Genomic DNA, 23,314 nt, shown 5'->3' with positions numbered 1-23,314 from the left:
CGTGCCGATCCAAGACTCGGCGGCCTGGCTCGCCGACTACCAGAAAAACCTGTCCCGGATGCAGGCGAACGCCGAGGCCGCGAGCGCGAACCTCAGCCGCGTCGGCGGCCGGGCCGCTTCCCCGCGCGGCGAGGTCGAGGTCGAGGTGGGCCCGAGCGGCGCGCTGACCGACCTGCGGCTGAGCCCCGCCGCCCGCGCGCTGGAAGCCGACGCGCTCGCCCGGCTCATCCTCGCGACCGTCCACGACGCGCACCGCCAGGCCGGTGCCCAGGTCGTGGACATCATGACCGACTACGTCGGCGACGGCCCCGCACTCCAGCTGGTCCGCGACAACCTGCCGGTCGAGGCGGCCCCCGCCGCACCGCGCCAGGAAGACGACTACTTCGCGAACCCGGGGATCATCTCGTGACCGCCGGTTTCGAGGTCGACCCCGCGCAACTGCGCCGGCACGCGGCCACCGTCGGCGACCTGGCCGACCGGCTCGGCAATGTCGCCCGCAGCGCCCCGTCCGGACTCGGCGACCAGGCGCTCGGCGTCTTCGTGCAGTTCCTCACCGCGGGCCTGCAGTCGGCGGTCGGCAAGACCAACGACGCCGTCTCGCACGCATCGTCCACTGTGGACAAAGTGAGCGGGAACCTCACTCAGGCGGCGGAAAGCTACGAACGCCGCGACCAGGGCAACGCGGCCGCGCTGCCGGGGAAGGACCTCCCGTGACCGACTCCAGCCAGCTGCTGACCGACCTGAAAACCACCACGCAGGCGGTCGAAAACCACGACTGGGTGTCCGCCGGACTCGGCGGTGCCACCACCGCGCTCGACCTGCTCGGCGCGTCGCAGGACCCGCTCGCCGCACTGACGTCGGCCGGGTTCGGCATGATCACCGAACTGGTGCGGTTCCTGGAGGAGCCGCTGAAACAGTTGCAGGGCAACCCGGATTCGGTGTCGTCGCACTCGCAGGGCATGGAAGGCGGCGGCCAGCAGGTGTCGTCCGTCGCGGACGATTACCGGCAGTCCGCGGGCCCGGAGACGTCGGGATGGAGCGGTTCTTCGGCTTCCAGCTACCGCGACAACAGCTCGCAGCACGCGGACTGCGTCGAGGCGGTCGGCCAGGCGGGCATCGCGATGGCCAAGGCGGCTACCGGCGCGGGGAAGGTCGTCGCGAAGGCGCAGCAGGAGGTCGGCGGGCTCATTTCGGAGGCCGTCGGGCAGATTATCCAGCTGATGACGCAGGCATTCGCCGCCGCTCAGGCGACGTTCGGCGCGAGCATCGCCGCAGCGATCCCGCAGGCGGTGGCGATCGCTACCCAGTACGGCGGGCAGATCGCGCAGAAGCTCGGGGTTCTGCTGTCGGATTCGGACAATTTGCTGCAGCTGATCACCTCGGTGACCCAGGGGCTGGAGGCGGCTACGCAGCTGATGACGAAGCTGAGCGAGGCTTCGAAGAGCGGTTCCGGGGAGGGTTCCAGCTCTTCGGATTCTTCGCAGACTTCGTCGAGTTATCCGTCGTCTTCGCAGTACTCCAGTTCGTCGGACTCGCAGTACTCGGATTCCTCGGACTCGGACTCTGCTCCGGACTCGGCGGATTCGCAGTACCCGGGCCAGAACCGCCCGCGCACTCCGGTCAGCACTGCCCGGCAGAGCTGACGAGTTCGACCTCGAAGCCGTCGTCGTTCTGCAAGTACGCGGCATAGTGCCCCGCGCCGCCCGCATGGGGATGTTTCTCCGGAAACATCAGCTGCCACCCGTGCCGGGCGGCGTCGGCGGCCAGCCGCTCGACCGTCGCGGCGTCCACGACGTGAAAAGCGAGGTGGTTCAGCCCCGGACGGCAGCGGTCGTGCCGGTCCGCGGTCAGCGCCGGGGATTGCTCGACCACGAGATACGTCGGGCCAAGCCGCCAGCTGCGGCCGGCCGCCCAGTCCTGGAACTGTCGATATCCGAGCTCCTCCAGCAGCCAGCCCAGCGACGCCACCGCGCGGCCGAGGTCCGGCACCCACAACTCGACATGGTGCAGGGTCCCGTGTTCACTCACGAGGGACCCCGATCCGAGCTGAGCACCGTCCGCAGCTCCCGGTCCAGCTCCGCCCCCGGTTCGACATCCAAATCCGTCCGCAGCCGCTCCCGCATCCGCCGATGCACCGCCAGCGCGTCCGCCCGGCGGCCACCGCCGTGGAGCGCCCGCATCAGCAGCACCGCCAACGGCTCCCGATGCGGATGCACCGCCAGCAGCGCCGACAGCTCGTGCACCACCTCGTCAGTCCGCCCCAGCTTCAACTGCAGCAACGCTTTCTCCTGCACCAACGTCAACCGCCGCTCAGTCAGCCGCAGGCGCTCCCCCTCGACGAACGGGCCCGGCAACCCGGCCAACGGCTCGCCGTGGAACAGGGCCAGCGCACCGGCGTAAGCATCGACAGCGGCCGACGGATCGCCGCCGTGGGTGGCGGTCGTGGCTTCCGAGATCCGGTCGGTCAGCTCGGTGACGTCCAGCCGCACTCGCTCTCGAGCGAAGCGGTATCCGCCGCGATCGCTGCCGATGACTGAGTCTTCCGTCCTCTCGCCGACCGCACGCAAGCATTTCCGCAGTCGATGCACGTACACCGGCACCACCCGGCCACCGGTGCCCGGCGGTTCCAGCCCCCACACGCCGTCGAGCAGTTCCCCGGGGCTGACCGTCTCGCCGGGGCGCAGGACCAGCGCCGCCAGCAGCGCCTGCTGCCGCACCGGGCCCAGGTCCAGCAGGTTCGGTCCCCGCCAGGCTTGCAACGGGCCGAGGACGCTGAACCGCAGCGAGTCCGGACCGGCCGGAGCCGGGGCCGCGCCGGGGGTGACCAGGCCGTGGTCGAAGGCGTAGACGATGCCCGCCGCCCGGTCGCGGAGGCGGAGTTTCGCGCACACCCGCTCGAAATGCGCCTCGACCGTACTCGCGGAAATCCCCAGCGTTCCGGCGATTTCCGCGTCCGTCAGCCCCCGGGCCACCGCGGTCAGCACATCCAGTTCCCGCGGCGTCAACAACCCGGACGGGACCGCCGGGCGCTCGGCAGCCGCCTGGCGATAGGTCGTGAGCACCCGTCCGGTGACCGCCGGATCGAGCCACGCCTCGCCCATCGCGACGGCTCGCACCGCGCGGATCAGGTCCTCCGCCGAAGAATCCTTCAAGACGTACCCGACGGCACCCGCGCGCAGCACTCCGGCGAGCAGCTCGTCGTCGTCGAACGTGGTCAGCGCGAGCACCGGCGGGCGCGGGCCGGACGCGCGCAGCCGCCGCGTCGCCTCGATGCCGTCGACGCGCTTCATCCGCAGGTCCATCACCACTGCGTCGACCCGGTCGACCCCGCCGGCCGCTTCGAGCGCGGCCGGGACCTCGTCGCCGTCCGCGCACTCCCCCACCACCGCGAACCCGTCGCGGCGGCGCAGGATCAACCGCAGGCCCGACCGCACCAATTCCTGATCGTCAACCAGCAAGACCCGTATTTCCTCCGACGCCGCGGTCACGACACGACCTCGCGCGCCAGCGGCACCGTCACGTCGACTACCCACTCGCCGTCCTCGGGCCCGGCAGCCAACCGCGCGCCGAGCTGGCCCGCACGCGCCGTCATGCCCGCCAACCCCGAACCGCCCGCATTGCGCGCGGCGCCGTTGTGTCCATTGCGGACGGTCAACCGGGCATCCTCTGCGCCGATCTCCAGCCGTACCAACGCCTTCTCCGCCGGGGCATGTTTGACCACGTTCGCCAGCGACTCCTGGACGATCCGGTAGAGCCCCAGCCCCACCGTGTTGTCGACCGCGGTCACGTCGCCCTCCAGTTCGTAGTCCGCGACCAGCCCGGCCGCGCACGTTTCGGCCACCAGCTCCGCGATGTCGCCCGCACCGGGCAACGGCCGCGTCCCCGCCGACTCCTGCGAGAGCAATCCAACCGTGCGGCGGATATCGGCCATCGCCGCCCGTCCGATCCGCTCCGCCTCGGTGAGCGCCGCGACGGCCTCGTCGATGTCGCGGTCCGTGCGCAGCCCGTGCCGCGCGCCCGTGACGTGCAGCAACGTGATGCTCAGCGAATGCGCGACGACGTCGTGCACCTCGCGCGCGATCCGCTGCCGCTCGCCGAGCCGCGCCTGTTCGCGCACGGCCTCCTGCTTGCCGCGCTCGGCGTCCAGCGCGCGCACGTACCAGCGCAGCATGAACCCGGCGGCCATCCCGACCACCACCGCGAGCGTGTACACGGGGAACCCGACGAGCCCGACCGTCAACGCGGCGGCCCCGAGCAGCGCGACCGCCCCGCCGGTCGCCGCGAACGCGACCCGCGCCGTCGCGATCGACCCCAGTTCGCCGGTGAGCACGGCCAACGGCATCGGCGCGAAGTCCGGCACCACCGGATACGCCAGCAGCAGCCCGATCCCGGCGAGCATCCCGAGCGCCTTCAGCCACGACGGCGCGAGCCGTCCGGTGAACGCGAACAGCAGCGACGACGACGTGGCCAGCAGAAACCCGGCGAGCGCGACCGGCAGCGCGGGCCCGACCCGCTGCCCCACCGCCACGACCAGCCCGATCACCGTGAAGGCGGTCGTCCCCATCGGCACCCACCAGGGCAGCGTGAGCCCCGACTGGGCCAAGCCGTCCGCCAGCCGGCCCCGGAGCCGGTCCCTCGCTGTCTCCCACACGGGGTCCAGCCTAGAAAACCGCATCGGAAGCCGCCGGGTGTATCGGCGATACGATGCCGCGTGCGCTTCGCTCGCCTCTTCCTCCTGCTGGCACTGCTGCCCCTCACCGCGTGCGCGACTGGGAAGGACGCGGTCAGCCAGTCGGACACCTTCGAATTCGTCTCGCCGGGCGGGCAGACGACCATCCACTATCCCGTGCCGCAGCGCAAAAAGGTAGCCGAACTCAAGGGCCCGAGCCTGCGCGAGCCCGGCAAGGACATCTCGCTGGCCGAGTACTCCGGCAAAGTCGTCCTGCTGAACCTCTGGGGCGCCTGGTGCGGGCCGTGCCGGGCCGAATCGCGCACCTTGCAGACCATCGCGGACTCCGGGCGGGGTCGCGGGATCCAGGTGCTCGGCCTCAACGTCCGCGACAACCAGAAGTACGCCGCCGACTTCGTCAAGGACCTCGGGCTCGGCTACGAGTCGATCTTCGACCCCTCCGGCCGGGTCGCCCTGCGACTGCGCGGCCTGCCGCTGGCCGCCGTGCCGATCTCGCTGATCGTGGACAAACAGCAACGAGTCGCGGCCGTCTATCTCGGCGCTGTCCTGCGGACCGACGTCCAGCCCACCCTCGACAGCGTGCTCGCCGAGTAGACCGGCCAAGGTCCAGACCGTTCGAGCGGCGTGCGCCTACCATGGGCGGATGACCGCGAGTGGCTACAACCGCCGGGAACGTCCCGCCAAGCCCGCGCTGAGCCGCGAGGGCATCGTCGCGGCCGCTCTCGACGTCGTGCGCCGCGAAGGGGCCGAGCGCGTCACCATGCGGCGGCTCGCGAAGGAACTGGACACCGGACCGGCCTCGCTCTACGTCTACGTCCGCGACACCGACGAACTCCACGCCGCCGTGCTCGACGAACTCCTCGGCGAAGTCACCGCCACGACCGCCGGCTCCGACTGGCGGAGTCGCTTGTGGACAGTCGTGTCCACCTACCGCGACGTCCTCTACGCCCACCCCGGGCTCGCCCGCGTCGCGCTCGTGAGCCCGTTGAACGGGCCGAACTACCTCGCCATCGTCGACACCGTGCTCGGCCTCCTCGCCGAAGCCGGGGTGCCGTCCGGCCCCGCCGCGTGGACGGTCGACCTGCTGCTGCTCGTCGCCACCGCCAGCGCGGTCGAGCACAGCACCCGCAAGGACCGCCCGGACGCCGAGCAACGGCACGACGCGCTCGCCGAAACCGTCCGCGGCCTCTCGCCCGAAACGCATCCGCACATCGTCGCGGCGAGCGAGAACCTGTTCTCCGGCAACGCGGACACGCGTTCCCGATGGGCGATCGACGCCCTCCTCAACGGCGCGCGCACGACCCCGCTTCCCGATTAAAGCCTTCACTGCGGCGAACTCTCCCGCGCAGCACGATCGAGAAGTTCGTGAGGGGAACCCTGAGGGAATCAGAGTCCCTCAGGGTTCCCCTCACGAACCACCGCAAGCACAACAGCTTCCCAAGGGTCCATAATGGACCAGTACGCCGGAATAGCGACGTTAACGGGCGCAATGTCCGCTTGATCGATCCTCTCTATTTCCGCAGTTGATGCGGTCCCTCCTTTCGTAGGTTCCCGGAAAATTTCCGCCGATCTACCTTTGCAGTGGTCGGATCCACCTCCCCACCCTTTCCGCTTTCTTTTTCTGCATGTCCAAAGGAGTACCAGGATGCAGATCAGAAAAACGTCCGCACTCGTTTCCCTGCTCGCCGCGGCCGGCCTGGCCGCGGCGATGGGCGCGACCCCTGCCACCGCGGCCGCCGCCCAGCACCACCCGCAGCACCTCAAGCACGGCCTCGGGCTGAACGTCGCCGGGCTGAAGGCCGCGCAGGCCAGGATGCACGCCCACGCGAACTCCGCGCTCCCCGTGCACCCGCGCGCCACCGCCGAACTGCCCTCCAGCGGCGACCTCACCCAGTACGCCAACGCCCCCGGCGACCAGGGCCAGGTCGGCGCGTGCGTCACCTGGGCCACCGGCTACACCGGCTACGGCGTCCTGATGAACGAGCAGGGCATCACCGGCGGCCCGATGGCCCCGATGTTCATTTACTCCCAGATCGCCCAAGGAAACGACCAGGGCACCTGGGCGAGCGTCGCGCTGCCGATGGAACAGCAGCAGGGCATCGACACCAAATCCGACTACTGGCAGGGCGATTTCGACTACACCACTCAGCCCGACCAGAACGAAAAGTCGAATGCGGCGCACTACAAGCTGTCCGGCTACACGCAATTGTCGACGAGCGGCGACGCGGCGCGGTCCGACATCGAGAACGCCATTTCCCAGGGCGAGCCGGTCGCGATCGGGTTCAATGTGCACCAGAGCTTCATGAACCTGGACTCCTCGACCGCGAGCGACTACTCGTACATGCCCGGCGACTCGGGCAGCGACCCGGTCGTCGGCGGGCACGAGGTGACCATCGTGGCCTACAACGACCAGGGCGTGAAGATCGAGAACAGCTGGGGATCCGGCTGGGGCGCAAGCGGTTTCGTGACCGTGCCGTGGTCGTTCTTCAGCACCGGCGACGTCGACGAGGTCAACGCGATGGGCAAGCTCGTCCAGAGCTGACCCCCTCGGCGGTAAGCACGGCGAAGAAAAAGGGCTCCTTGCGGGAATTCCCGCAAGGAGCCCTTTTCCGATCAGCCGATCAGGAAACTCAGACCAGGTCGTACCGGTCGTTGTTCATGACCTTGTGCCACGCGGCGACGAAGTCGCGGACGAACTTCTCCTTGGCGTCGTCGCTGCCGTAGACCTCGGCGACGGCGCGCAGTTCGGAGTTCGAGCCGAACACCAGGTCGTTGCGGGTGCCGGTCCACTTGACCTCGCCGGTGGCGAGATCGCGGGCCTCGAAGGACTCCGCGTGCGAGCCCTCGCCGTCGGCCGGCTTCCACTCGGCGCCCATGTCGAGCAGGTTGACGAAGAAGTCGTTCGTCAGCGTGCCCGGCCGGTCGGTGAGCACACCGGCAGCCGAGTTCTGGTAGTTCGCGCCCAGCACGCGCAGGCCGCCGACCAGCACGGTCAGCTCCGGCGCGCTCAGGTTGAGCAGGTTCGCCTTGTCGACCAGCAGGTACTCCGACGGCAGCGGGTTGGCCTTGCCGCGGTAGTTGCGGAACCCGTCGGCCTTCGGCTCGAGCGGCGCGAACGAGTCCGCGTCGGTCTGCTCCTGCGTCGCGTCGGTGCGGCCCGGTGTGAACGGAACGGTGACGTCGACGCCGCCGTCCTTCGCCGCCTTCTCGACACCAGCCGCGCCGGCCAGCACGATCAGGTCGGCGAGCGAGATCTTCTTGCCGCCGGTCTGCGCGCTGTTGAAGGCTTCCTGGACGCCCTCGAGCGTGCGCAGCACCTGAGCCAGCTCGTCGGGCTCGTTGACCTCCCAGCCGCGCTGCGGCTCGAGGCGGATGCGGGCGCCGTTCGCGCCGCCGCGCTTGTCGCTGTGGCGGTAGGTCGAAGCCGACGCCCACGCGGTGGACACCAACTGCGCGACCGACAGGCCCGACTCGAGCAGCTTCGCCTTCAGGTCCGCGACGTCCGCATCGTTGACCAGCTCGTGGTCGACGGCCGGAATCGGGTCCTGCCAGATCAGCTCTTCCTGCGGCACCAGCGGGCCGAGGTAGCGCTGGATCGGGCCCATGTCGCGGTGGGTGAGCTTGTACCAGGCGCGGGCGAAGGCGTCCGCGAACTGGTCCGGGTTCTCGTAGAACCGGCGCGAAATGGGCTCGTAGACCGGGTCGAAGCGCAGCGCCAGGTCCGAGGTCAGCATGCTCGGCGCGCGGTTGAGCTCACCGCTCTCCGGGTCCGGCACGGTGCCCTGCGCGGCGTTGTTCTTCGGCTTCCACTGGTGCGCGCCCGCGGGGCTCTTGGTCAGCTCCCACTCGTAGGTGAACAGGTTGTGGAAGAACCAGTTGCTCCACTGCGTCGGGGTCGGGGTCCAGGTGACCTCGAGCCCGCTGCCGATCTGGTCGCGGCCCTTGCCGCTGCCGAAGCTGTTCTTCCAGCCGAGGCCCATCTGCTCGATCGGGGCGGCTTCGGGCACCGCGCCGACGTTCGCGTCCGCGTCGCCCGCGCCGTGCGTCTTGCCGAAGGTGTGGCCGCCGGCGATGAGGGCGACGGTCTCCTCGTCGTTCATCGCCATCCGGGCGAAGGTCTCGCGGATGTCGCGCGCCGAGGCGATCGGGTCCGGGTTGCCGTTCGGGCCTTCCGGGTTCACGTAGATGAGGCCCATCTGGACCGCGGCGAGCGGGTTGTCCAGCTCGCGATCGCCCTTGTAGCGCTCGTCGCCGAGCCAGGTGCGCTCCGGGCCCCAGTAGATGTCCTCGTCCGGCTCCCACACGTCGGCGCGGCCGCCGGCGAAGCCGAAGGTCTTGAAGCCCATGGTCTCGAGCGCGCGGTTGCCCGCGAAGACCATCAGGTCGGCCCACGAGATCTGCTTGCCGTACTTCTTCTTGACCGGCCACAGCAGCCGGCGCGCCTTGTCGAGGCCGACGTTGTCCGGCCAGCTGTTCAGCGGCGCGAACCGCTGCTGGCCGCCGCCCGCCCCGCCGCGGCCGTCGTCGATCCGGTAGGTGCCGGCGCTGTGCCAGGCCATCCGGATGAACAGCGGGCCGTAGTTGCCGAAGTCGGCCGGCCAGAATTCCTGCGACGTGGTGAGCAGCGCGTCGACGTCGCGGGTCAGCGCGTCGAGGTCGAGGCTCTTGAACGCCTTGGCGTAGTCGAAATCCCCGCCCATCGGGTCCGCCGCGGGGGCGTGCTTCCGGAGGATCTTCAGGTTGAGCTGGTTCGGCCACCAGTCACGGTTCGCGGCGCCCTCGGAGGGGTACCCCATGCGGCCGGTGACCGGGCATCCCGCCGTGTGGTCGTCGGCAACGGAATCAAGCGATTCGGACAACAGAAATCCTTCCGGGAATCAGGTCTTGCTCAGGAACTCGGCACAGCGGAACAAGCGGGGCAGCGCCCCCAGTAGACGACCTCGGCTTCTTCGACGACGAAACCGTGCGTCTGCGAAGCGGTCAGGCAGGGAGCCTCGCCGACCGCGCAGTCGACGTCCTCGATGGCACCGCACGAACGGCACACGACGTGGTGGTGGTTGTCCCCTACCCGGGCCTCGTACCGCGCGACCGAACCGGGCGGCTGGATGCGCCGCAGCAGCCCCGCCTCGGTCAGCGCGCGCAGCACGTCGTAGACGGCCTGGTGGGAAACCTCGCCGAGATCCGCGCGCACCATGCCGATGACGGACTCGGTGTCCGCGTGCGCGTTGGCGTGCACCGCGGAGAGCACAGCCACCCGAGGGCGCGTGATCCGCAACTGCACTCCGCGCAGCAGTTGCTCGAAGTCCGTGGTCGTCGGCATGCCCCGGAGTCTGCCGGATTTTCTGGAATGAATCAAGAATCTGTCACCCACTCCGGTTGTCCTCCTCCTGGCGGTCGCTTGACAGCGCCGGAGGGCTACTGTGAGTAGGCCAAAGAGACGCCCGACACATCCGAGGTGACGCCAGAAATGACCGAGGCCGTCGAATCGCCCAGTTCGCATCCGGTCGGGGTCGACATCACGCGAGCGAGCATCGCCCGGGTGTACGACGCCGCGCTGAACGGCACGAACAACTACGAGATCGACCGCAGGGTGCTCGACCAGGTGCGGACGGTGGCCCCGGAGGTCAACGACCTCGCCTGGGCCAACCGCAACTTCCTCATCCGGGCCTGCCGGTTCCTCGCCACCCAGGGCAGGGTCACCCAGTACCTCGACTGCGGATCCGGCCTGCCCACGGCGGAGAACACGCACCAGGTCGTGCAGCGGATCATCCCGGAGGCCCGCGTGCTGTACGTGGACAACGACCCGGTGGTCCTCGCGCACGGGCGCGCACTGCTCGAAGAGAACGACAACACCCGCTTCGTCGAGGCGGACATCTTCAAGCCCGAGCAGATCCTGCAGAACGAGACGGTGCGCGAGTTCCTCGACTGGACCCAGCCGATCGCGTTGCTGCACAACGGAACCCTGCACCACTACCTCGGCGACGACTACGCGGAGATGATGCAGACCTATGTGGACGCGCTGCCGTCCGGGTCGTTCGTGGTGATCGCGCACTTCCTCGACCCGCAGACGCCCGAGCACAGCGAGATCGCCCGGCGGATGGAGGACAAGTTCACGCACAGCCCGATGGGCAGCGGCCTCTTCCGCACGTGGGACGAGATCGGGCGGATGTTCGGCGGCACCGAACTGGTCGACCCGGGCCTGGTCCTGTGCGAGGACTGGTGGCCGGACGGCCCGCGGTACCAGCCGCTGAACCAGGTCCAGGAGTGCATCGCGGGCGGGGTCGGCCGGAAGGCCTGACGCTTCTCGCTTGACTGTCCGTGAAGGGCCCCTTGATGGAATCTGATTCCTTCAAGGGGCCCTTCACGGACGTTCGACGATGCGGAAATCCAGCTCGGACAACGGCGAATCCGGGTTGAGCGCCACGCCGACCGTGCGCAGGGTGTCGTCGAGGATTGACCAGACCCAGCGGGCGAGCAGCTGGCGCAGATCGTCGCGGTCGATGCCGCGCGGGGCCTCGAGCCAGTGCGCGGTGCTGGATTCGACCAGCCCGACCAGTCCGTAGGCGATGGTCTCGCCGACCCGCTGGTCCGCGCCGAACAGGCCGAGGTAGTACTCGAACAGCACGGTCAGCTGCCGGGCGATCGCGGTCTTGACGTCCGCGACGACGTCGCGCGGCCCGGTCACCGACTGGCGCATCAGGTATTGGTAAAGCTCGCGGTGTTCGGAAAGCCATTCGATATGCGCGCCGATCGTCGCGTGCACCATGTCGCGCGGGGTTCCGGAAACTCCCCACAGCGGCGAGAATTGCGCGCCGAGCATTTCCGCCGCGCGCAACGCGATAGCGCGCTGCAGATCCGCGGTGTCGGCGAAATGCTTGTAAATGCGCGTGCGAGCGACACCGGCCTCGTCGGCGATCTGCTCGGTGGACACCTCCGGCCCGTATCGGGCGATCGCGCGCATCCCGGCTTCCACGAATTCCCGGCGCCGGCGTTCCCGCTGCCCTGCCCACCGGGTGGCCCGCCCGTCGGACGGAGTGCCTGAGGACGTCATCCGCGCGAGTGTATCGCCGGGTCACATACTGGATACGGCGCTGTACCTGTTACTTTGGGTATAGAGGGATGACTGTCAGTGGTCGGCGATGCCTCGATGTAGCAGTCGCTTTCACGGCGGCAGTTGCTTCGGTGTGACCCAGATCATGGACCGGGAATGCGTCATCGGCACGCGGGGAGCGAGTCGCGTCGATGAAGCGAGCGTCGCCCACAAGGGTGGCGTGCAGGGAGGAACACATGGACGGCGAACAGCACCGGCCCGAACTGTCCACCGGTCACCGGGTCACCTACCTGGTCGGCCAGCGCACCGGCAGGCGGCAGCTGTGCAGGCGCGGGGTGGTCACCGGAGCCCCGGTCACCGACGACGCGACGGCGGTCACCTGGGTCCCGGTCCAGGTAGACGGCCAGGCGAGAGACGCGAACCCGCAGTGGATCGCGGCCGACGCGATCATCGACGTGGTGAGCGCGTCATGAGCGGCGAGCAGGCCGTGGCCACCCCGATCTTCGACGGCGTGGTCGCCGAGGCCGGGCTGGACTGGTCCGAAGAGGACGTTCCGGCCGGCGGCAAGGGCGGGACGGACGAGGCCAAGAAGGCGGGCTCCGGCAAGTAACCGCCGTTCCCCAGGCTCCGCACCGGCCCTCCGGTGCGGTACTCGCGTGCGCCCGCATCCCGGCGGGAGGGCGCGATGAGGCCACTTCGGTGTCACCGGTTCGCGCGTTCGATACTGCACTCGTCCGGGTGAACTGCGCGACGCCGATTGCCGGTGAATGCGGGCCATTTCGCCGTGCGCCGGTCGATCCATGCCGCACATCGCCAGATACTCACGAATTCGTCCAGTGTTACGCAAAAGATCAACGGCGCGCTTCGTCCAAATACCGAAGCACCGCCGTAACCCGCCGATCCGCGCTGTCGTCCGGAGCCAAACCCAGTTTCGCGAAAATGCTGCGGATGTGTTTGTGCACCGCGCCGTCGGTCACCACTAACCGTTCCGCGATCGCGCCGTTTCCCAATCCCTCCGCCATCAGCGCCAGCACATCCCGTTCCCGCGGACTGAGCCGTTCCAATCCGGAATCCGCGCGCGTCCGGGTCAGCAATTGCGCCACCACTTCCGGATCGATCGCCGTTCCGCCGTCGGCGACCCGGTTCAGCGCTTCCATGAACTCGCCAACCCGTCCGACGCGTTCCTTCAGCAGATACCCGAGCCGCGCGCTGCCGCCGCCCAGCAGGTCGGTCGCGAAGGCCTGCTCGACATATGCCGACAGCACCAGCACCGCGAGCCCCGGCCGTCGGCGACGGGCTTCGACGGCCGCGACGATGCCCTCGTCGGTGTGCGTCGGCGGCATGCGGACGTCCACGACCGCGGTGTCCGGCTCGTATTTGTCCACCGCGGCAAGGAAATCGGCCGGGTTGTCCGTGGTCGCGACGACGTCGAGGCCCTCCGCGCGCAACAGCAGCGCGAGGCCTTCGCGCAGCAACGGGTCGTCCTCGGCGATCACAATCCGCATGGCAGGCTCACAGTCAGAGTGGTCGGTCCGCCGGCGGGGCTCGCCAGCGCGAAAGTTCCGTCGAGCGCCTCGATCCGGCGGCGCATCCCGCCGAGTCCCGAGCCGCCGGTTTCGGCAGCGCCGCCGCGGCCGTCGTCGGTAATGCGGAGGTGCAGCAGGTCGTCCCGCCGACGCAACACGACCTCGACGCTGCGGGCACCGCTGTGCTTGGCGACGTTCGTGAGCGCCTCGGCGACCACGAAATACACCGACGCCTCCACCGAAACGGCGTACCGGCCAGGCAGGTCAGCGTCGATCGTGCACGGCACCGGGCAGTCCGCGGCGAGCGCGGTCAACGCATCGGCGAGGCTCCGGTCAGCCAGCACAGGCGGCAGGATGCTGCGCACCACCGCGCGCAATTCGGCGAGCGCGGCCTCGGTAGCGTCCTGCGCGCGGCCGAGGATTTCGTCGACGTCCGCCGAACCCCGGGCGGCTGCCCGGCGGGCCGCGCCGACCAGGACGTTCACCGCGACCAGCCGGTTCTGCGTGCCGTCGTGCAGCGCCCGCTCGATGCGGCGCAACTCAGTGGAATGCGCGTCGAGCGCGGCGGCACGGGTGGCGGTGAGGTGGGCGATCCGCAGCGTGACGTCCGCGTCCGAACCCGCAGGCAACAGCCGTCGGCCGGGCAGTGCCTGCAGCCCCGCCATCGCGGGCAGCAGCGCGACCGAAAGGAACGCCCACGCGACGCCGAGCAGCGACACCGGAAGCGCCTCCGCCAGGCTGTGCACCGGCCAGCCGAGCGAGGCCGTCGCGTCGTCCGGCGGCAGCAGGTACCAGTAGAGCGGGAACAGCCCGTCGCGCGCGGTGTTGAGCACGATCGTCAGCCCGATGAAGCCGAGCAGGAACCCCGCGAGGCCGTGCACCACAACCCACAGCACTTCGCGCTGCACAGTCCGGTCGCGCAACGCCGCCCCGAGCCGCTCGGGACCCGGACCGGGGCTGATGACGTCCGGCTTCATCGCGGTGAGCCGGATCCGCTCCCGATCGGCGACCGCGTGCACGACGCCCAGCATCGGCCGCGCCAGCACCAATCCGACGCCCACGAGGCACAACAGCGCGACCGTGACCACGCCGAGCAGCACCAGCAACGCCAGCACCGAAGTACCGATCCCGCCGACGAGGTGTTCCAACGCATCGAGAGCGGCCCGGACCCGCACAGCCCACGAACGCGGCCGAGGTTCCCCTGCGGTTGCCATCGCACCTCCTAGCGCCTCACGCGCCGAACCCTAGCCGAGAAATCCGCGCTGACGCTGCGGTGCGGCGCGAAAGTACAGCCTGCTGTACCTAGATCCTCCCGCGCACGGGATCGTCATGGCGAGCCCCGATTCGTAGCGTTCGCGGCATGACGAAAACACCCGCCAGACAAGGCACCCGGCCACTGCTGTGGGGCGTGCTGGTACTCAGCGCCGCAGCCAACGCCCTCACCTCAGCACTCGGGGTCAACCTCCTGCTGAGCACCATTTTCGGCGTCGTCACCCTCGCCGCGGGGATCGCACTCATCGCGAACTACCGCTCCCGCCGCTGAACCATCCACAAAGGACTCACCCGCCATGACCGCACTGCGCGCCCTCGTCGCACGCCACCCCGTCACCACCTTCTTCACCCTCGCCATTACGCTCAGCTGGCTCGCGTGGATCCCTTACGTGCTATCGGACAACGGCCTCGGCATCGTCCACTTCGGATTCCCGCCAGTACTCGGCACGACGCAAATCCTCGGCATGCTCCCCGGCGCTTACCTGGGCCCGATCTTCGCGGCGTTCCTCGTCACCGCACTCGCCGAAGGCCGTCCGGGGCTGCGCGCGTGGGTCGGCCGGTTGCTGCGCTGGCGAGTGAACTGGCGATGGTACGCACTCGCCCTTTTCGCGGTCCCGGTCGTGCTGACGCTCTCCAGCCTGCCCTTCGCCGGCCCATTCCGGATGCCCGCCGCGTCGCTGATCCTGGTGTGGGCATTGGGTTTCGTCCTTCAGGTGATCACTACTGGCCTCGCCGAAGAACCCGGCTGGCGCGATTTCGCCCTGCCGCACTTGCAGCCGAAGCACGGCCCGTTGCGCGGCACGCTGATCCTCGGTCCGCTGTGGGGCGTCTGGCATCTGCCGTTGTTCTTCACCGAATGGGGCCATTGGCCGAACGTGACGGTCTGGTCGGTGCTGGAGTTCGTCGCGACCGCCATCGCGATCAGCTTCGTGATGACCTGGGTGTTCAACCGCAGCGGCGAAAGCCTGCCGATCGCGCTGCTGCTGCACGCCGGGATCAACAACTATCTGTCCGTCGCCTGGGGCGAGCTGTTCCCCAGCGCGGACCCGAAAATCGCCGAACACCTGCTGTTCGCCGCCTTCGCCGCGGCCGCGCTGATCGTGGTCGCCGCGACCAAGGGCCGTCTCGGCTATCCCCACCCGGCGCGGGAACTCCAGGCCGTTCAGTAATAAATCTGCCCGGGGACGCCGCCGCCGACCGCGATGGCGTCCCCGTTGATCGCGACGCTGCGCGGAGACGCCAGGAACGCCACGACGTCCGCCACCTCGGCCGCCGTCACCAACCGCCCGATGCTCACCCCGGCGGCGAGGCCTTTTTCCAGCTCCGCCACCGAAATCCCCCGCATCGCGGCGATCTCGGCGAACTTCTCCGGCGTCCGCTCGGTCACCGTGTAGCCCGGATGCACGACCGTCGCGGTGATTCCCTGCGGCCCCAGCTCGTCGGCGAGATTCTTGGTCATCGCCGCGACCGCGACGTTGCGGATCGAACCGAACGTCGAGGCGGCGATCCGCGCGTTGAGCCCGCTGACGTTCACGATCCGGCCCCAGCCGCGCTCCCGCATCCCCGGCGCGAGCGCGCGGGCGCACCGCAGGTAGCCGAGCACCTTGGTCTCGATCTCGGTGCGCAGGTCGTCGTCGCGCAGGTCGTCGAGCGGCGTCCGGACCCCGCTCGACGCCGGAGCCGCGCAGTTGACCAGGATGTCCGCCGCGCCGAACTCCGCCGAGACCCGCTCCGCCATCGCCGCGACCGCAGCGTCGTCGGTGGTGTCGGCGACCACCGCGATGACCTTCGTGCCGTGCCTGCCGACGCCTTCCACCGCCGCCGCGAGCGTTTCCTGATCCCGGGCGACGAGCGCGAGGTCCGCCCCCTCCGCCGCGAGCACCTCCGCGACCGCCAGCCCAATCCCGCGGTTAGCGCCCGTGACGACCGCGCATGTGCCCTTCAACCCGAGATCCACAGCTTCTCCCCTAAAGCGTTAACGACGCCGACGAGGCTTGCCGCGCCCGCCGGGCTTGGGTGCGGTCCGCCGACGAGCCGGTTCGCGCTGCTGCTGCGGCTTCTTCTTCGCCGGTGCCGCCTTGCCCGTCTTGGCCTGCGTTTCCTGCTGCCCGCGGGTGCTGTTCACCGTGCGCCCGCGGACGATGCCGATGAACTGTTCCACCAGGTCGCCGGTCTCGCCCTCCGGCCAGGACAACGCGACGCGCGACTGCACCGCGTCGTCGACCGGCCGGTACGTGAGGTCACGACGATGGTGCAGCCGAGCGAGCGACTGCGGCACCAGCAGCACGCCGACCCCCGCCGCCACCAGCTCGACCGCGTCCGCCGTCGTCTCCGGCCGCTCGAGCGCGGGCTTGCCGGGCAGCTCGTCCCAACCGAGCGAATCGTCGAGCGGATGCAGCACGAGCTCGTCCGCGAGGTCCGCAATGGACACCTCGTCAGCCGCCGCGACCAGGTGATCCTTGGGAACGATGACCACCGTGGACTCGGTGTAGAGCGGGATCGCGTGCAGACCTTCGCGGTCGTCGGACAACCGCAGCAACGCCGCGTCCGCCCGCCCCTCGCGGACCACGCCCGCGGCCTCGGCGGCAGTGACCGCGACCAGGTCAAGCGGCACTTCGGGATTGCGTTCGCCCCAGATCCGGACCCACTTCGCGGGGGTCGCACCCGGAACGTAGGCGAGCCGGAACGCCGAGGCCTGGTCGGCTTCTGTCACGTGGCAAGGCTACCGGCGCGGGGCTGCCGGTTACGCTGGTGGGCATGACGGCGCAGAAGACCCCCCAGACCATGAAGCCGGCGACGGCAGCGAAGAAGCTGGGCGTCTACCTCGAAGCCACCCCCGCAGAGTTCCGCGCGGGCGCCGTCTCGCGCGACGAGCTGAACGCCCTGCAGACGGACCCGCCGGAATGGCTGCGCGACCTCCGCCGCAACGGCCCGCACCCGCGCCCGGTCGTCGCGGCGAAACTGGGAGTCTCCATCGGCGGCCTGGCCCGAGGCGGCGTCACCGAGGCCCTGACGACGGACCAAATCGAGGCCCTCAAGTCCGACAACCCCACCTGGCTGCAACACGAACGCGAAACCCAGGCCGAGGTCCGCCGCGAAGCCGCCCGTTTGAACGCGGAAAAGCCCGAGTAACGTCCACTTCGGACCTTGCTTGCGCACCGAAGTCCGTGAGGGGAACCCTCACGGACTCTGATTCCCTCAGGGTTCCCCTCACAGCCAGCGATGTGCCGTGAGGGGCCCCTTCACGTACTTAGATTCCCTCAAGGGGCCCTTCACGGACCGCCCGCCGCCGCGATGCCCCCAATGTGGCGTTCGGTGCATCCCACGCACCCAATGTGGCGTTGGTTGCATCGCATGCACCCAATGCCACATTGGGGCGCTACCTCCAGCCGCGAACCCAACGCGACCAGCCGCCCAACCCGCGCGCACCACTCACCCAACCGCCGCCGATGCACCCAACGTTCGAGGCACCCAGCCCCTCCCCCAACCCCGATACGAAGCCTCCCTGCGGTTCGGGGGTGCTTGTCAAGGCATCTTTCCCGCCTTGACAAGCACCCCCGAACCGTCAGCACAATCAACCTTCGGGGTGCCCCACGCACGCCAAGGCCGATGTCGCCGCCAGGCGACGAGCAGAATCACAACCACCCCCGATCATCAGCGACCCGAACCGCCCCCATCCGGTTCCTCGCCCCGGTCTTGGCAATAGCCCCAGACAAATAATTCCGCACCGTCCCCTCGGACAAATACAAACTCCCCGCGATCTCGGCAACCGACCCCCCGCCCCGAGCCGCGATCAACACATCCCGCTCCCGCGCAGTCAACGGCGATTCCCCCGCGGCCAAAGTCGCCACCGCCAGCGCCGGATCCACCACCCGCTCCCCCTGCATCACCCGCCGAATCGCGTCCCCCAACGCCTCAGCCGGAGCATCCTTAACCACAAACCCAACCGCCCCGGCCTCCATGGCCCGCCGCAAATACCCGGCCCGCCCGAACGTCGTCAAAACCACCACCCGGCACCCAGGCACCTGCTCCGCCAAAACAGCGGCCGCGGCCAGTCCGTCCAACCCAGGCATCTCGATATCCAGCAACGCCACATCCGGGGAACACTTCAACGCGGCCCCCACCACCTCGTCCCCCCGCCCCACCTGAGCGACCACCTCGAAGTCGTCCTCAAGATCAAGCAGAGTCCCCAACGCCTGCCGCACCAACACCTGATCATCCGCGAGCAACAACCGAATAGTCACGATTCCCCCACCGTCACCCGCAACCGCCACCCGCGAGGCCGCACTGCCCCCGCCTCCATCCGCCCGCCCGCAGCGAGCACACGATCCCGCAACCCGGACAGCCCATTCCCCGGATTCGCCAAAGAACCAACACCGTCGTCCCGAATCTCCACGGCATCCCCCGAAACGATCACCGCGCAAGCAGTAGCCCGAGAATGCCGAACCACATTAGTCAGCCCCTCCCGAACCACCCACCCGAACAATTCCTGATACGGCCCATCCACGGCAGTAGGAAAATCCGCGCTGATCCCCGCGGCCCGCAACAATTCCCGCCCCCGCGCGAGCTCCCCAGCAAGCGTCACGTCCCGATACCCCGAAACAGCAGCACGAACATCCGCGAGCGCCTGCCGGGACAACTGCTCGACCTCGCCAATCTCCTCGACGGCCCGCTCATCCCCCTTAGCCGCGAGTCGCCGGGCAAGATTGCTCTTCACCGTGATCGCGGTAAGCGAATGCCCCAGCAGATCATGCAAGTCCCGCGAGATCCGCGACCGCTCCGCATCCGCGGCCAACCGCTCCACCTCCGCCCGAGCCTGCACCAACGCCCGATTCGCCCGCAACGCCTCCGCGAACGCGACCACCACCAACACGGTGAACACCAGTGCGGCCGCCTGCGCCCAACCAGGATCCGTGTGCCAGACCACCCAAGGCACCAGCACAGTCACCGCGGCAGCGACCGGAACGACGGCCACGCCCCAACGCGGCAACCGCGGAACAGCGAGCGACACCACCACCGCAAGCAGGTAAAACGCGTTGGCTTGAGCGAGCGGCAGCAGCACGCCGAACAGCGCCGTCAACACCCCGGTCAGGATCCAGAAAGCCCGGCTCCGGAACTGGTACGCAGCGACCGCCGCCCCGATGTAGCAGGCACAGAACGCCAGCAGCACCACCACCGCCACCGACTGGTCGGCAGTCTGGGCGAGAACGATCAGCGGGTACACCAGGAGGCCGGCGTCCAGCACGAGCCGGCGCCAGCCCAGTACCCAGCGTTGCGCGTCGGAATCGGGGCCGCGGTCCACGTCCGGCACGCTACTCGGAGAACAGCGAGCGCACGTGCCGTCCGTTGACCAGGACGACCACCCCCAGCAGAAGCAGCCCGCAGACGCCCTGCTCAAGCCGCACCCACAGCGGCAGGAAGCCCGGAATCGACACGATGACGATGATCGCGACCGTCATCACCGCCGAAACGATCCGGAGCCGCAGCAGCCCTCGTTTCGATCCGCGCGCCGCGCTTCTCGCGAACAGGAAGGTGAGCAGCGCACTGGCGGCCACGATCGTGGCACGGACCCAGACGACGTCGGTGACCATCGACGGGTCGTTGCGGAGGAGGACGATCGCGCCGAGGGTGAGCACGCTCAGCGCCAGGTAGGCCCCGGTGAGGGCGCGGACCGCCCGGATACGAGGTTGTTCGGAAACCGTTGCGGGACGGGAGTTCATGACTGTCCTTTCCGGACCCTTGATCGGCCCGGTGGATCCGGAACCGCTTGCCCGTCCCATGGTGGGCGGACGGGCAAGCGGGCCGTAGTGTCACCGCGCATCGGCGCGCGATGACATTTGTCAGAACCCGGTCATCCGCGACATCAGCGGGCGGCGGTGAGCTTCGGCCCGATCGCCGCGCCGGCGACCACGAGCACGGCGCCGAGGACGAGCAGATACGCGCCGAGGCCGATCTTCGACAGGTCCTCGGAGAACATCGCGACGATCCCCGCGATGTGGAAGACCAGCATGAGGGTGGCCCGGCCCGCGAAGACGGTGCGGTACCACCAGAAGTTCGGCGGAGTGAGTTCCCGGCGGCGGATCCCGCTGAACCAGTACGCGGACCTCTTCGTGCGGAGCACGCCGAGCGTCCACGGGAGAGTGGACAACAACGTCGCGGCGATCAAGATGAAGGCGAGGAACCGCACGTACATCGCGGCGAAGCTGTCCGTGCCGGACGTCAGCTGGCTGAAGATGTCGATGAAGGTGACCGAGACACTTTGGGAGCCCCGGGTGAACGTGACCCAGGGGATGAAGAGGGCGACGATCTCGAGGATGCCTCCGAGAGCCACGGGAATCGCGCCGAGCCCCGGGGTGGTGAGCGGCTGGTGCTGGGGCAGGAAGCCCTGGCCGGGCTGGGGCGCGGCGTAACCGGAGCCCGGCTGCTGCTGGGGCGGGTAGCCCGGCTGTTGTGCCGGATAGCCCTGCTGGCCGGGGTAGGCCGCTTGGCCGGGGTACGGCTGGCCCGGCGGAAACTGACCGGGGTGCGGCTGGCCCGGCTGCCCCGGGTACTGCGCCTGCCCAGGCTGCCCGGGGTACTGCCCCGGCTGCGGCTGCCCGGCCTGGCCGGGGTACGAACCCGGCGCGGGCTGGCCCGGGTACTGCTGCGCGGGCTGCCCGTACTGCGGCGGCTGCCCAGGCTGCGGCGGATAGCCGGGCTGAGTTCCGGGCTGTTGCGGATAACCCGGCTGAACCCCGGGCTGCTGCGGATAACCGGCCCCGGCGCCCGGCGGAGGTGCCTGCCATCCCGGCGGGACCGCGCCCGGCTCCTGCGGCGTGCCCGGCTGCTCCTGTGGACCCCCTGAGGTACTCATGGCCGCCGATGGTAACTGCCCCACCGGCGCGGCGAACGGCGAAAATCCGGCTCGGCTATGACAAGTCCGCACAACGAGATCGGGTGACTCCCCGAGCGCCGCACAACTATGCCGCCGACCAGGCCAATCGCCGAAACCACGCCCGGTGGATCACGCGGCCGGACCGCCAGGCCGAGTCCGCCGCATCGCACCCCCGCACCACGATCTCCGCCCGCCGATCGGCGCAACGCACCCGCATGCGCACCTGCGCCAGGATCGCTCCGCGCGAACCGATGTCGCGCGTCCCGGCACTCCGCGCGATCCAGCGCCATGCGCCCGCGCTGCGCACCTGCCCCGCGCAGCGCGGACCGGCCTCACTCGCCCAAGGTCGTCACCGGGCAGCGCGCAGGATCAGTTCCGCCACGACGTCCGGCTGCGAAACCAGCACCGCATGCGAAGCGTCCGCCACCTCGACTACCTCCGCCTCCGCGCGTTCCGCCATGAAACGCTGCGCCGCGGGCGGGATGTTCTTGTCCGCGGTCGGAATGAGGCTGTACACCGGCAATCCCTTCCACGCCGGTGCGGGCGAAGCCTCGTCCAAGGCAGCCGCGGCGATCGGGCGTTGGCCTGCGGCCATCAGCCGAGCCTGCGCGGCGGGGACGTCCGCGGCGAACTGCTGGTGGAACAGGTCCTGCCGGACATAAAGGTCGACGCCCTCCGGCAGGTTGACCTGCTCCAGCGTCTCGCCGAGGGTCCCGCCGGGGAACTTTCCGGCCAGTTCGCCCGCGCTTTCGCCCTCGTCCGGGACGAAGCCCGCGATGTAGACCAGCGCCTGCACCCCGGGGTGGCCCACGGCGGCGGCCGAGATCACCGAGCCGCCGTAGGAGTGGCCGACCAGGACGATCGGGCCTTCGACGCTGTCCAGCAAAGACCGCACGGAGGCGGCGTCCTCGGCGACTCCGCGCAGCGGGTTCGCCGCGGCGATCACCCGGTGTCCGGCTGCTTGCAGCCGCTCGATCTCCCCGTTCCAGCTGGACGAATCCGCGAACGCGCCGTGCACCAGAACGACAGTGGCAGTCATGGGGTCCTCCTCAGAGAAAGTTCCGAACGAGGACAACAGTACAACTTAGTTGCGCACAATCAAGTTGCACTCAATGAGATCTGGGTCACGGCTCGCGGTAGGACCGGGGCGGGGCGCCGAGCAGGCGGCTGAACATCGTGGTGAACGCAGCCGGGCTTTCGTATCCGAGGGTGACCGCGACGTCCGCCACCGGAAGGTCCGCGGCGAGCAGCGGGAGCGCGTGCAGCACGCAGGCCCGCTCTCGCCAGCGGGCGAAGCTCAGGCCCGTCTCGGCACGGAACAGGCGGTGCAGGGTCCGTTCGCTGACGTGCAACTCCGCCGCCCAGCGCGACGGTGGGTCGTGGACGTCGGGAGCGTCCGAAAAGGACTGACACAGTGCGCGCAAGCCTTCGTGGCGCGGCCAAGGGAGTTCGAGCGGCAGCGGGACGCAGCGGGAGATTTCGTGCAGCAGAAGGGAAACCAGCGCGGCATCGCGGCCGCGGCGAGGGTATTCCGGGACGACGTCAACGGCTTCCCGGAGCAATTCGCGCAGCAGGGGCGAGACGTCGACGGTCTGGCAGCGGCGCGGGAACCACGGCACGGCGGACGGCTCCAGATAGAGACTGCGCGTGGTCACGTTCATCATCACGACGCTGTGGTCGGTCTCCGGCGGGATCAGCACCGCGCGCCGGGTCGGGACGGTCCACGTTCCGTCGGCCGTTCCGACGCGCATGGAGCCGGTGGCGCCGTAGAGGAACTGCGCGCGGCGGTGGCGATGCGGCGGCAGGAAGTGGTCCGGCGGGTAGTCCGTGCTGATCGCGAGCACGGCCCGTGGCAGGGCGTCGACCTCGGACAACGGAACGTTGCGCATGCCTCCAGGGTA

The 23,314-nt window shown here is 69.4% G+C and carries 28 protein-coding genes; 12 read left to right on the top strand and 16 right to left on the bottom strand.

What is annotated here, in order from left to right; genetic code table 11:
* Position 1 precedes the first annotated feature (1 nt).
* From ACFORO_RS03725 to ACFORO_RS03715, 3 genes are read left to right on the top strand one after another with little or no spacing between them, the layout of a single operon-like run.
* Positions 2–409 (top strand): YbaB/EbfC family nucleoid-associated protein, encoded by a 408-nt coding sequence (locus ACFORO_RS03725; protein WP_377869480.1) that lies wholly within the window; start codon positions 2–4, stop codon positions 407–409.
* Positions 406–714, top strand: a complete 309-nt coding sequence (locus ACFORO_RS03720; protein ID WP_354741430.1) for a type VII secretion target — start codon at positions 406–408, stop codon at positions 712–714. Before ACFORO_RS03725 ends, ACFORO_RS03720 begins: the two co-directional genes overlap by 4 nt.
* Positions 711–1,643 (top strand): hypothetical protein, encoded by a 933-nt coding sequence (locus ACFORO_RS03715; RefSeq protein ID WP_377869479.1) that lies wholly within the window; start codon positions 711–713, stop codon positions 1,641–1,643. Before ACFORO_RS03720 ends, ACFORO_RS03715 begins: the two co-directional genes overlap by 4 nt.
* Here ACFORO_RS03715 and ACFORO_RS03710 read toward each other — a convergent pair.
* From ACFORO_RS03710 to ACFORO_RS03700, 3 genes are read right to left on the bottom strand one after another with little or no spacing between them, the layout of a single operon-like run.
* Entirely contained in the window at positions 1,621–2,028 is a 408-nt protein-coding gene (locus tag ACFORO_RS03710; protein ID WP_377869478.1) for a VOC family protein, read from the bottom strand. The two genes, ACFORO_RS03715 and ACFORO_RS03710, sit on opposite strands and share 23 nt — an antisense overlap.
* Positions 2,025–3,488, bottom strand: a complete 1,464-nt coding sequence (locus ACFORO_RS03705; RefSeq protein ID WP_354741436.1) for a BTAD domain-containing putative transcriptional regulator — start codon at positions 3,486–3,488, stop codon at positions 2,025–2,027. Before ACFORO_RS03705 ends, ACFORO_RS03710 begins: the two co-directional genes overlap by 4 nt.
* Positions 3,485–4,651, bottom strand: coding sequence for a sensor histidine kinase (locus ACFORO_RS03700; RefSeq protein ID WP_354741438.1), 1,167 nt, complete (start codon positions 4,649–4,651; stop codon positions 3,485–3,487). The genes ACFORO_RS03705 and ACFORO_RS03700 overlap by 4 nt, the downstream gene beginning before the upstream one ends.
* A 60-nt stretch (positions 4,652–4,711) precedes the next feature.
* On the opposite strand from ACFORO_RS03700, the gene ACFORO_RS03695 reads away from it, so the two are divergent.
* From ACFORO_RS03695 to ACFORO_RS03685, 3 genes are all read left to right on the top strand, one after another.
* Positions 4,712–5,284 carry a TlpA family protein disulfide reductase gene (locus tag ACFORO_RS03695; RefSeq protein ID WP_377869477.1) on the top strand — a complete coding sequence of 191 codons (573 nt, stop codon included), beginning with the start codon at positions 4,712–4,714 and terminating at the stop codon, positions 5,282–5,284.
* A 49-nt stretch (positions 5,285–5,333) separates the two neighbouring features.
* A complete protein-coding gene (locus tag ACFORO_RS03690) occupies positions 5,334–6,008 on the top strand; it encodes a TetR/AcrR family transcriptional regulator (RefSeq protein WP_377869476.1) in 675 nt (224 codons plus the stop codon).
* Positions 6,009–6,335: 327 nt separating this feature from the next.
* Complete coding sequence (locus tag ACFORO_RS03685) at positions 6,336–7,232, top strand: C1 family peptidase (protein WP_377869475.1); 897 nt, start codon at positions 6,336–6,338, stop codon at positions 7,230–7,232.
* Positions 7,233–7,320: 88 nt separating this feature from the next.
* Here ACFORO_RS03685 and katG read toward each other — a convergent pair whose 3' ends face one another.
* Both katG and ACFORO_RS03675 read right to left on the bottom strand, forming a co-directional pair.
* A complete protein-coding gene (gene katG / locus ACFORO_RS03680) occupies positions 7,321–9,549 on the bottom strand; it encodes a catalase/peroxidase HPI (RefSeq protein WP_377869474.1) in 2,229 nt (742 codons plus the stop codon).
* Between the two features lie 29 nt (positions 9,550–9,578).
* Positions 9,579–10,010, bottom strand: a complete 432-nt coding sequence (locus tag ACFORO_RS03675) for a Fur family transcriptional regulator (RefSeq protein ID WP_354741448.1) — start codon at positions 10,008–10,010, stop codon at positions 9,579–9,581.
* A gap of 147 nt (positions 10,011–10,157) precedes the next feature.
* Between ACFORO_RS03675 and ACFORO_RS03670 the strand changes: the two genes are divergently transcribed.
* Complete coding sequence (locus tag ACFORO_RS03670; protein ID WP_377869473.1) at positions 10,158–10,988, top strand: SAM-dependent methyltransferase; 831 nt, start codon at positions 10,158–10,160, stop codon at positions 10,986–10,988.
* Positions 10,989–11,051: 63 nt separating this feature from the next.
* Here the strand turns inward: ACFORO_RS03670 and ACFORO_RS03665 are convergent, their stop codons facing one another.
* Positions 11,052–11,741 carry a TetR/AcrR family transcriptional regulator gene (locus ACFORO_RS03665; RefSeq protein WP_354741452.1) on the bottom strand — a complete coding sequence of 230 codons (690 nt, stop codon included), beginning with the start codon at positions 11,739–11,741 and terminating at the stop codon, positions 11,052–11,054.
* A gap of 236 nt (positions 11,742–11,977) precedes the next feature.
* Here ACFORO_RS03665 and ACFORO_RS03660 point away from each other — a divergent pair, with 236 nt between their 5' ends.
* Both ACFORO_RS03660 and ACFORO_RS03655 read left to right on the top strand, forming a co-directional pair.
* A complete protein-coding gene (locus tag ACFORO_RS03660) occupies positions 11,978–12,214 on the top strand; it encodes a hypothetical protein (protein WP_344266772.1) in 237 nt (78 codons plus the stop codon).
* Positions 12,211–12,351 (top strand): hypothetical protein, encoded by a 141-nt coding sequence (locus ACFORO_RS03655; RefSeq protein ID WP_344266769.1) that lies wholly within the window; start codon positions 12,211–12,213, stop codon positions 12,349–12,351. The genes ACFORO_RS03660 and ACFORO_RS03655 overlap by 4 nt, the downstream gene beginning before the upstream one ends.
* A 241-nt stretch (positions 12,352–12,592) precedes the next feature.
* Here the strand turns inward: ACFORO_RS03655 and ACFORO_RS03650 are convergent, their stop codons facing one another.
* Together ACFORO_RS03650 and ACFORO_RS03645 are read right to left on the bottom strand one after the other, a co-directional pair.
* On the bottom strand, positions 12,593–13,246 hold the full coding sequence (locus tag ACFORO_RS03650; RefSeq protein ID WP_377869472.1) for a response regulator: 654 nt from the start codon (positions 13,244–13,246) through the stop codon (positions 12,593–12,595).
* Positions 13,234–14,481 carry a sensor histidine kinase gene (locus ACFORO_RS03645; RefSeq protein ID WP_377869471.1) on the bottom strand — a complete coding sequence of 416 codons (1,248 nt, stop codon included), beginning with the start codon at positions 14,479–14,481 and terminating at the stop codon, positions 13,234–13,236. Before ACFORO_RS03645 ends, ACFORO_RS03650 begins: the two co-directional genes overlap by 13 nt.
* A gap of 146 nt (positions 14,482–14,627) precedes the next feature.
* Between ACFORO_RS03645 and ACFORO_RS03640 the strand changes: the two genes are divergently transcribed.
* Both ACFORO_RS03640 and ACFORO_RS03635 read left to right on the top strand, forming a co-directional pair.
* The gene (locus ACFORO_RS03640; protein ID WP_354741458.1) at positions 14,628–14,810 is read left to right on the top strand and encodes a hypothetical protein; all 183 of its coding nucleotides are present in this window, start codon (positions 14,628–14,630) and stop codon (positions 14,808–14,810) included.
* A 25-nt stretch (positions 14,811–14,835) separates the two neighbouring features.
* On the top strand, positions 14,836–15,708 hold the full coding sequence (locus ACFORO_RS03635) for a CPBP family intramembrane glutamic endopeptidase (protein WP_377869470.1): 873 nt from the start codon (positions 14,836–14,838) through the stop codon (positions 15,706–15,708).
* Here the strand turns inward: ACFORO_RS03635 and ACFORO_RS03630 are convergent.
* Both ACFORO_RS03630 and ACFORO_RS03625 read right to left on the bottom strand, forming a co-directional pair.
* Positions 15,702–16,496, bottom strand: a complete 795-nt coding sequence (locus tag ACFORO_RS03630; RefSeq protein ID WP_377869469.1) for an SDR family NAD(P)-dependent oxidoreductase — start codon at positions 16,494–16,496, stop codon at positions 15,702–15,704. The genes ACFORO_RS03635 and ACFORO_RS03630 overlap by 7 nt on opposite strands.
* 18 nt (positions 16,497–16,514) lie before the next feature.
* Entirely contained in the window at positions 16,515–17,252 is a 738-nt protein-coding gene (locus ACFORO_RS03625; RefSeq protein WP_377869467.1) for a LysR family substrate-binding domain-containing protein, read from the bottom strand.
* Positions 17,253–17,296: 44 nt separating this feature from the next.
* Between ACFORO_RS03625 and ACFORO_RS03620 the strand changes: the two genes are divergently transcribed.
* The gene (locus ACFORO_RS03620; RefSeq protein ID WP_344266748.1) at positions 17,297–17,671 is read left to right on the top strand and encodes a DUF5997 family protein; all 375 of its coding nucleotides are present in this window, start codon (positions 17,297–17,299) and stop codon (positions 17,669–17,671) included.
* Positions 17,672–18,174: 503 nt separating this feature from the next.
* Here the strand turns inward: ACFORO_RS03620 and ACFORO_RS03615 are convergent.
* From ACFORO_RS03615 to ACFORO_RS03590, 6 genes are all read right to left on the bottom strand, one after another.
* A complete protein-coding gene (locus tag ACFORO_RS03615) occupies positions 18,175–18,783 on the bottom strand; it encodes a response regulator transcription factor (protein ID WP_354751214.1) in 609 nt (202 codons plus the stop codon).
* On the bottom strand, positions 18,780–19,841 hold the full coding sequence (locus tag ACFORO_RS03610; protein ID WP_377869466.1) for a sensor histidine kinase: 1,062 nt from the start codon (positions 19,839–19,841) through the stop codon (positions 18,780–18,782). Before ACFORO_RS03610 ends, ACFORO_RS03615 begins: the two co-directional genes overlap by 4 nt.
* A 10-nt stretch (positions 19,842–19,851) precedes the next feature.
* Positions 19,852–20,259 carry a hypothetical protein gene (locus ACFORO_RS03605; RefSeq protein WP_354751216.1) on the bottom strand — a complete coding sequence of 136 codons (408 nt, stop codon included), beginning with the start codon at positions 20,257–20,259 and terminating at the stop codon, positions 19,852–19,854.
* Positions 20,260–20,402: 143 nt separating this feature from the next.
* Complete coding sequence (locus ACFORO_RS03600) at positions 20,403–21,392, bottom strand: hypothetical protein (RefSeq protein ID WP_377869465.1); 990 nt, start codon at positions 21,390–21,392, stop codon at positions 20,403–20,405.
* 370 nt (positions 21,393–21,762) lie between these two features.
* Positions 21,763–22,452, bottom strand: coding sequence for an alpha/beta fold hydrolase (locus ACFORO_RS03595; protein ID WP_377869464.1), 690 nt, complete (start codon positions 22,450–22,452; stop codon positions 21,763–21,765).
* Between the two features lie 85 nt (positions 22,453–22,537).
* Positions 22,538–23,302: an AraC family transcriptional regulator gene (locus ACFORO_RS03590; protein WP_377869463.1), complete on the bottom strand. Its 765-nt coding sequence runs from the start codon at positions 23,300–23,302 to the stop codon at positions 22,538–22,540.
* Positions 23,303–23,314: the final 12 nt, after the last annotated feature.

This window comes from Amycolatopsis halotolerans, from assembly GCF_042647905.1.
Lineage (GTDB): Bacteria > Actinomycetota > Actinomycetes > Mycobacteriales > Pseudonocardiaceae > Amycolatopsis > Amycolatopsis halotolerans.
This window is presented reverse-complemented; position numbering and strand designations above follow the sequence as displayed.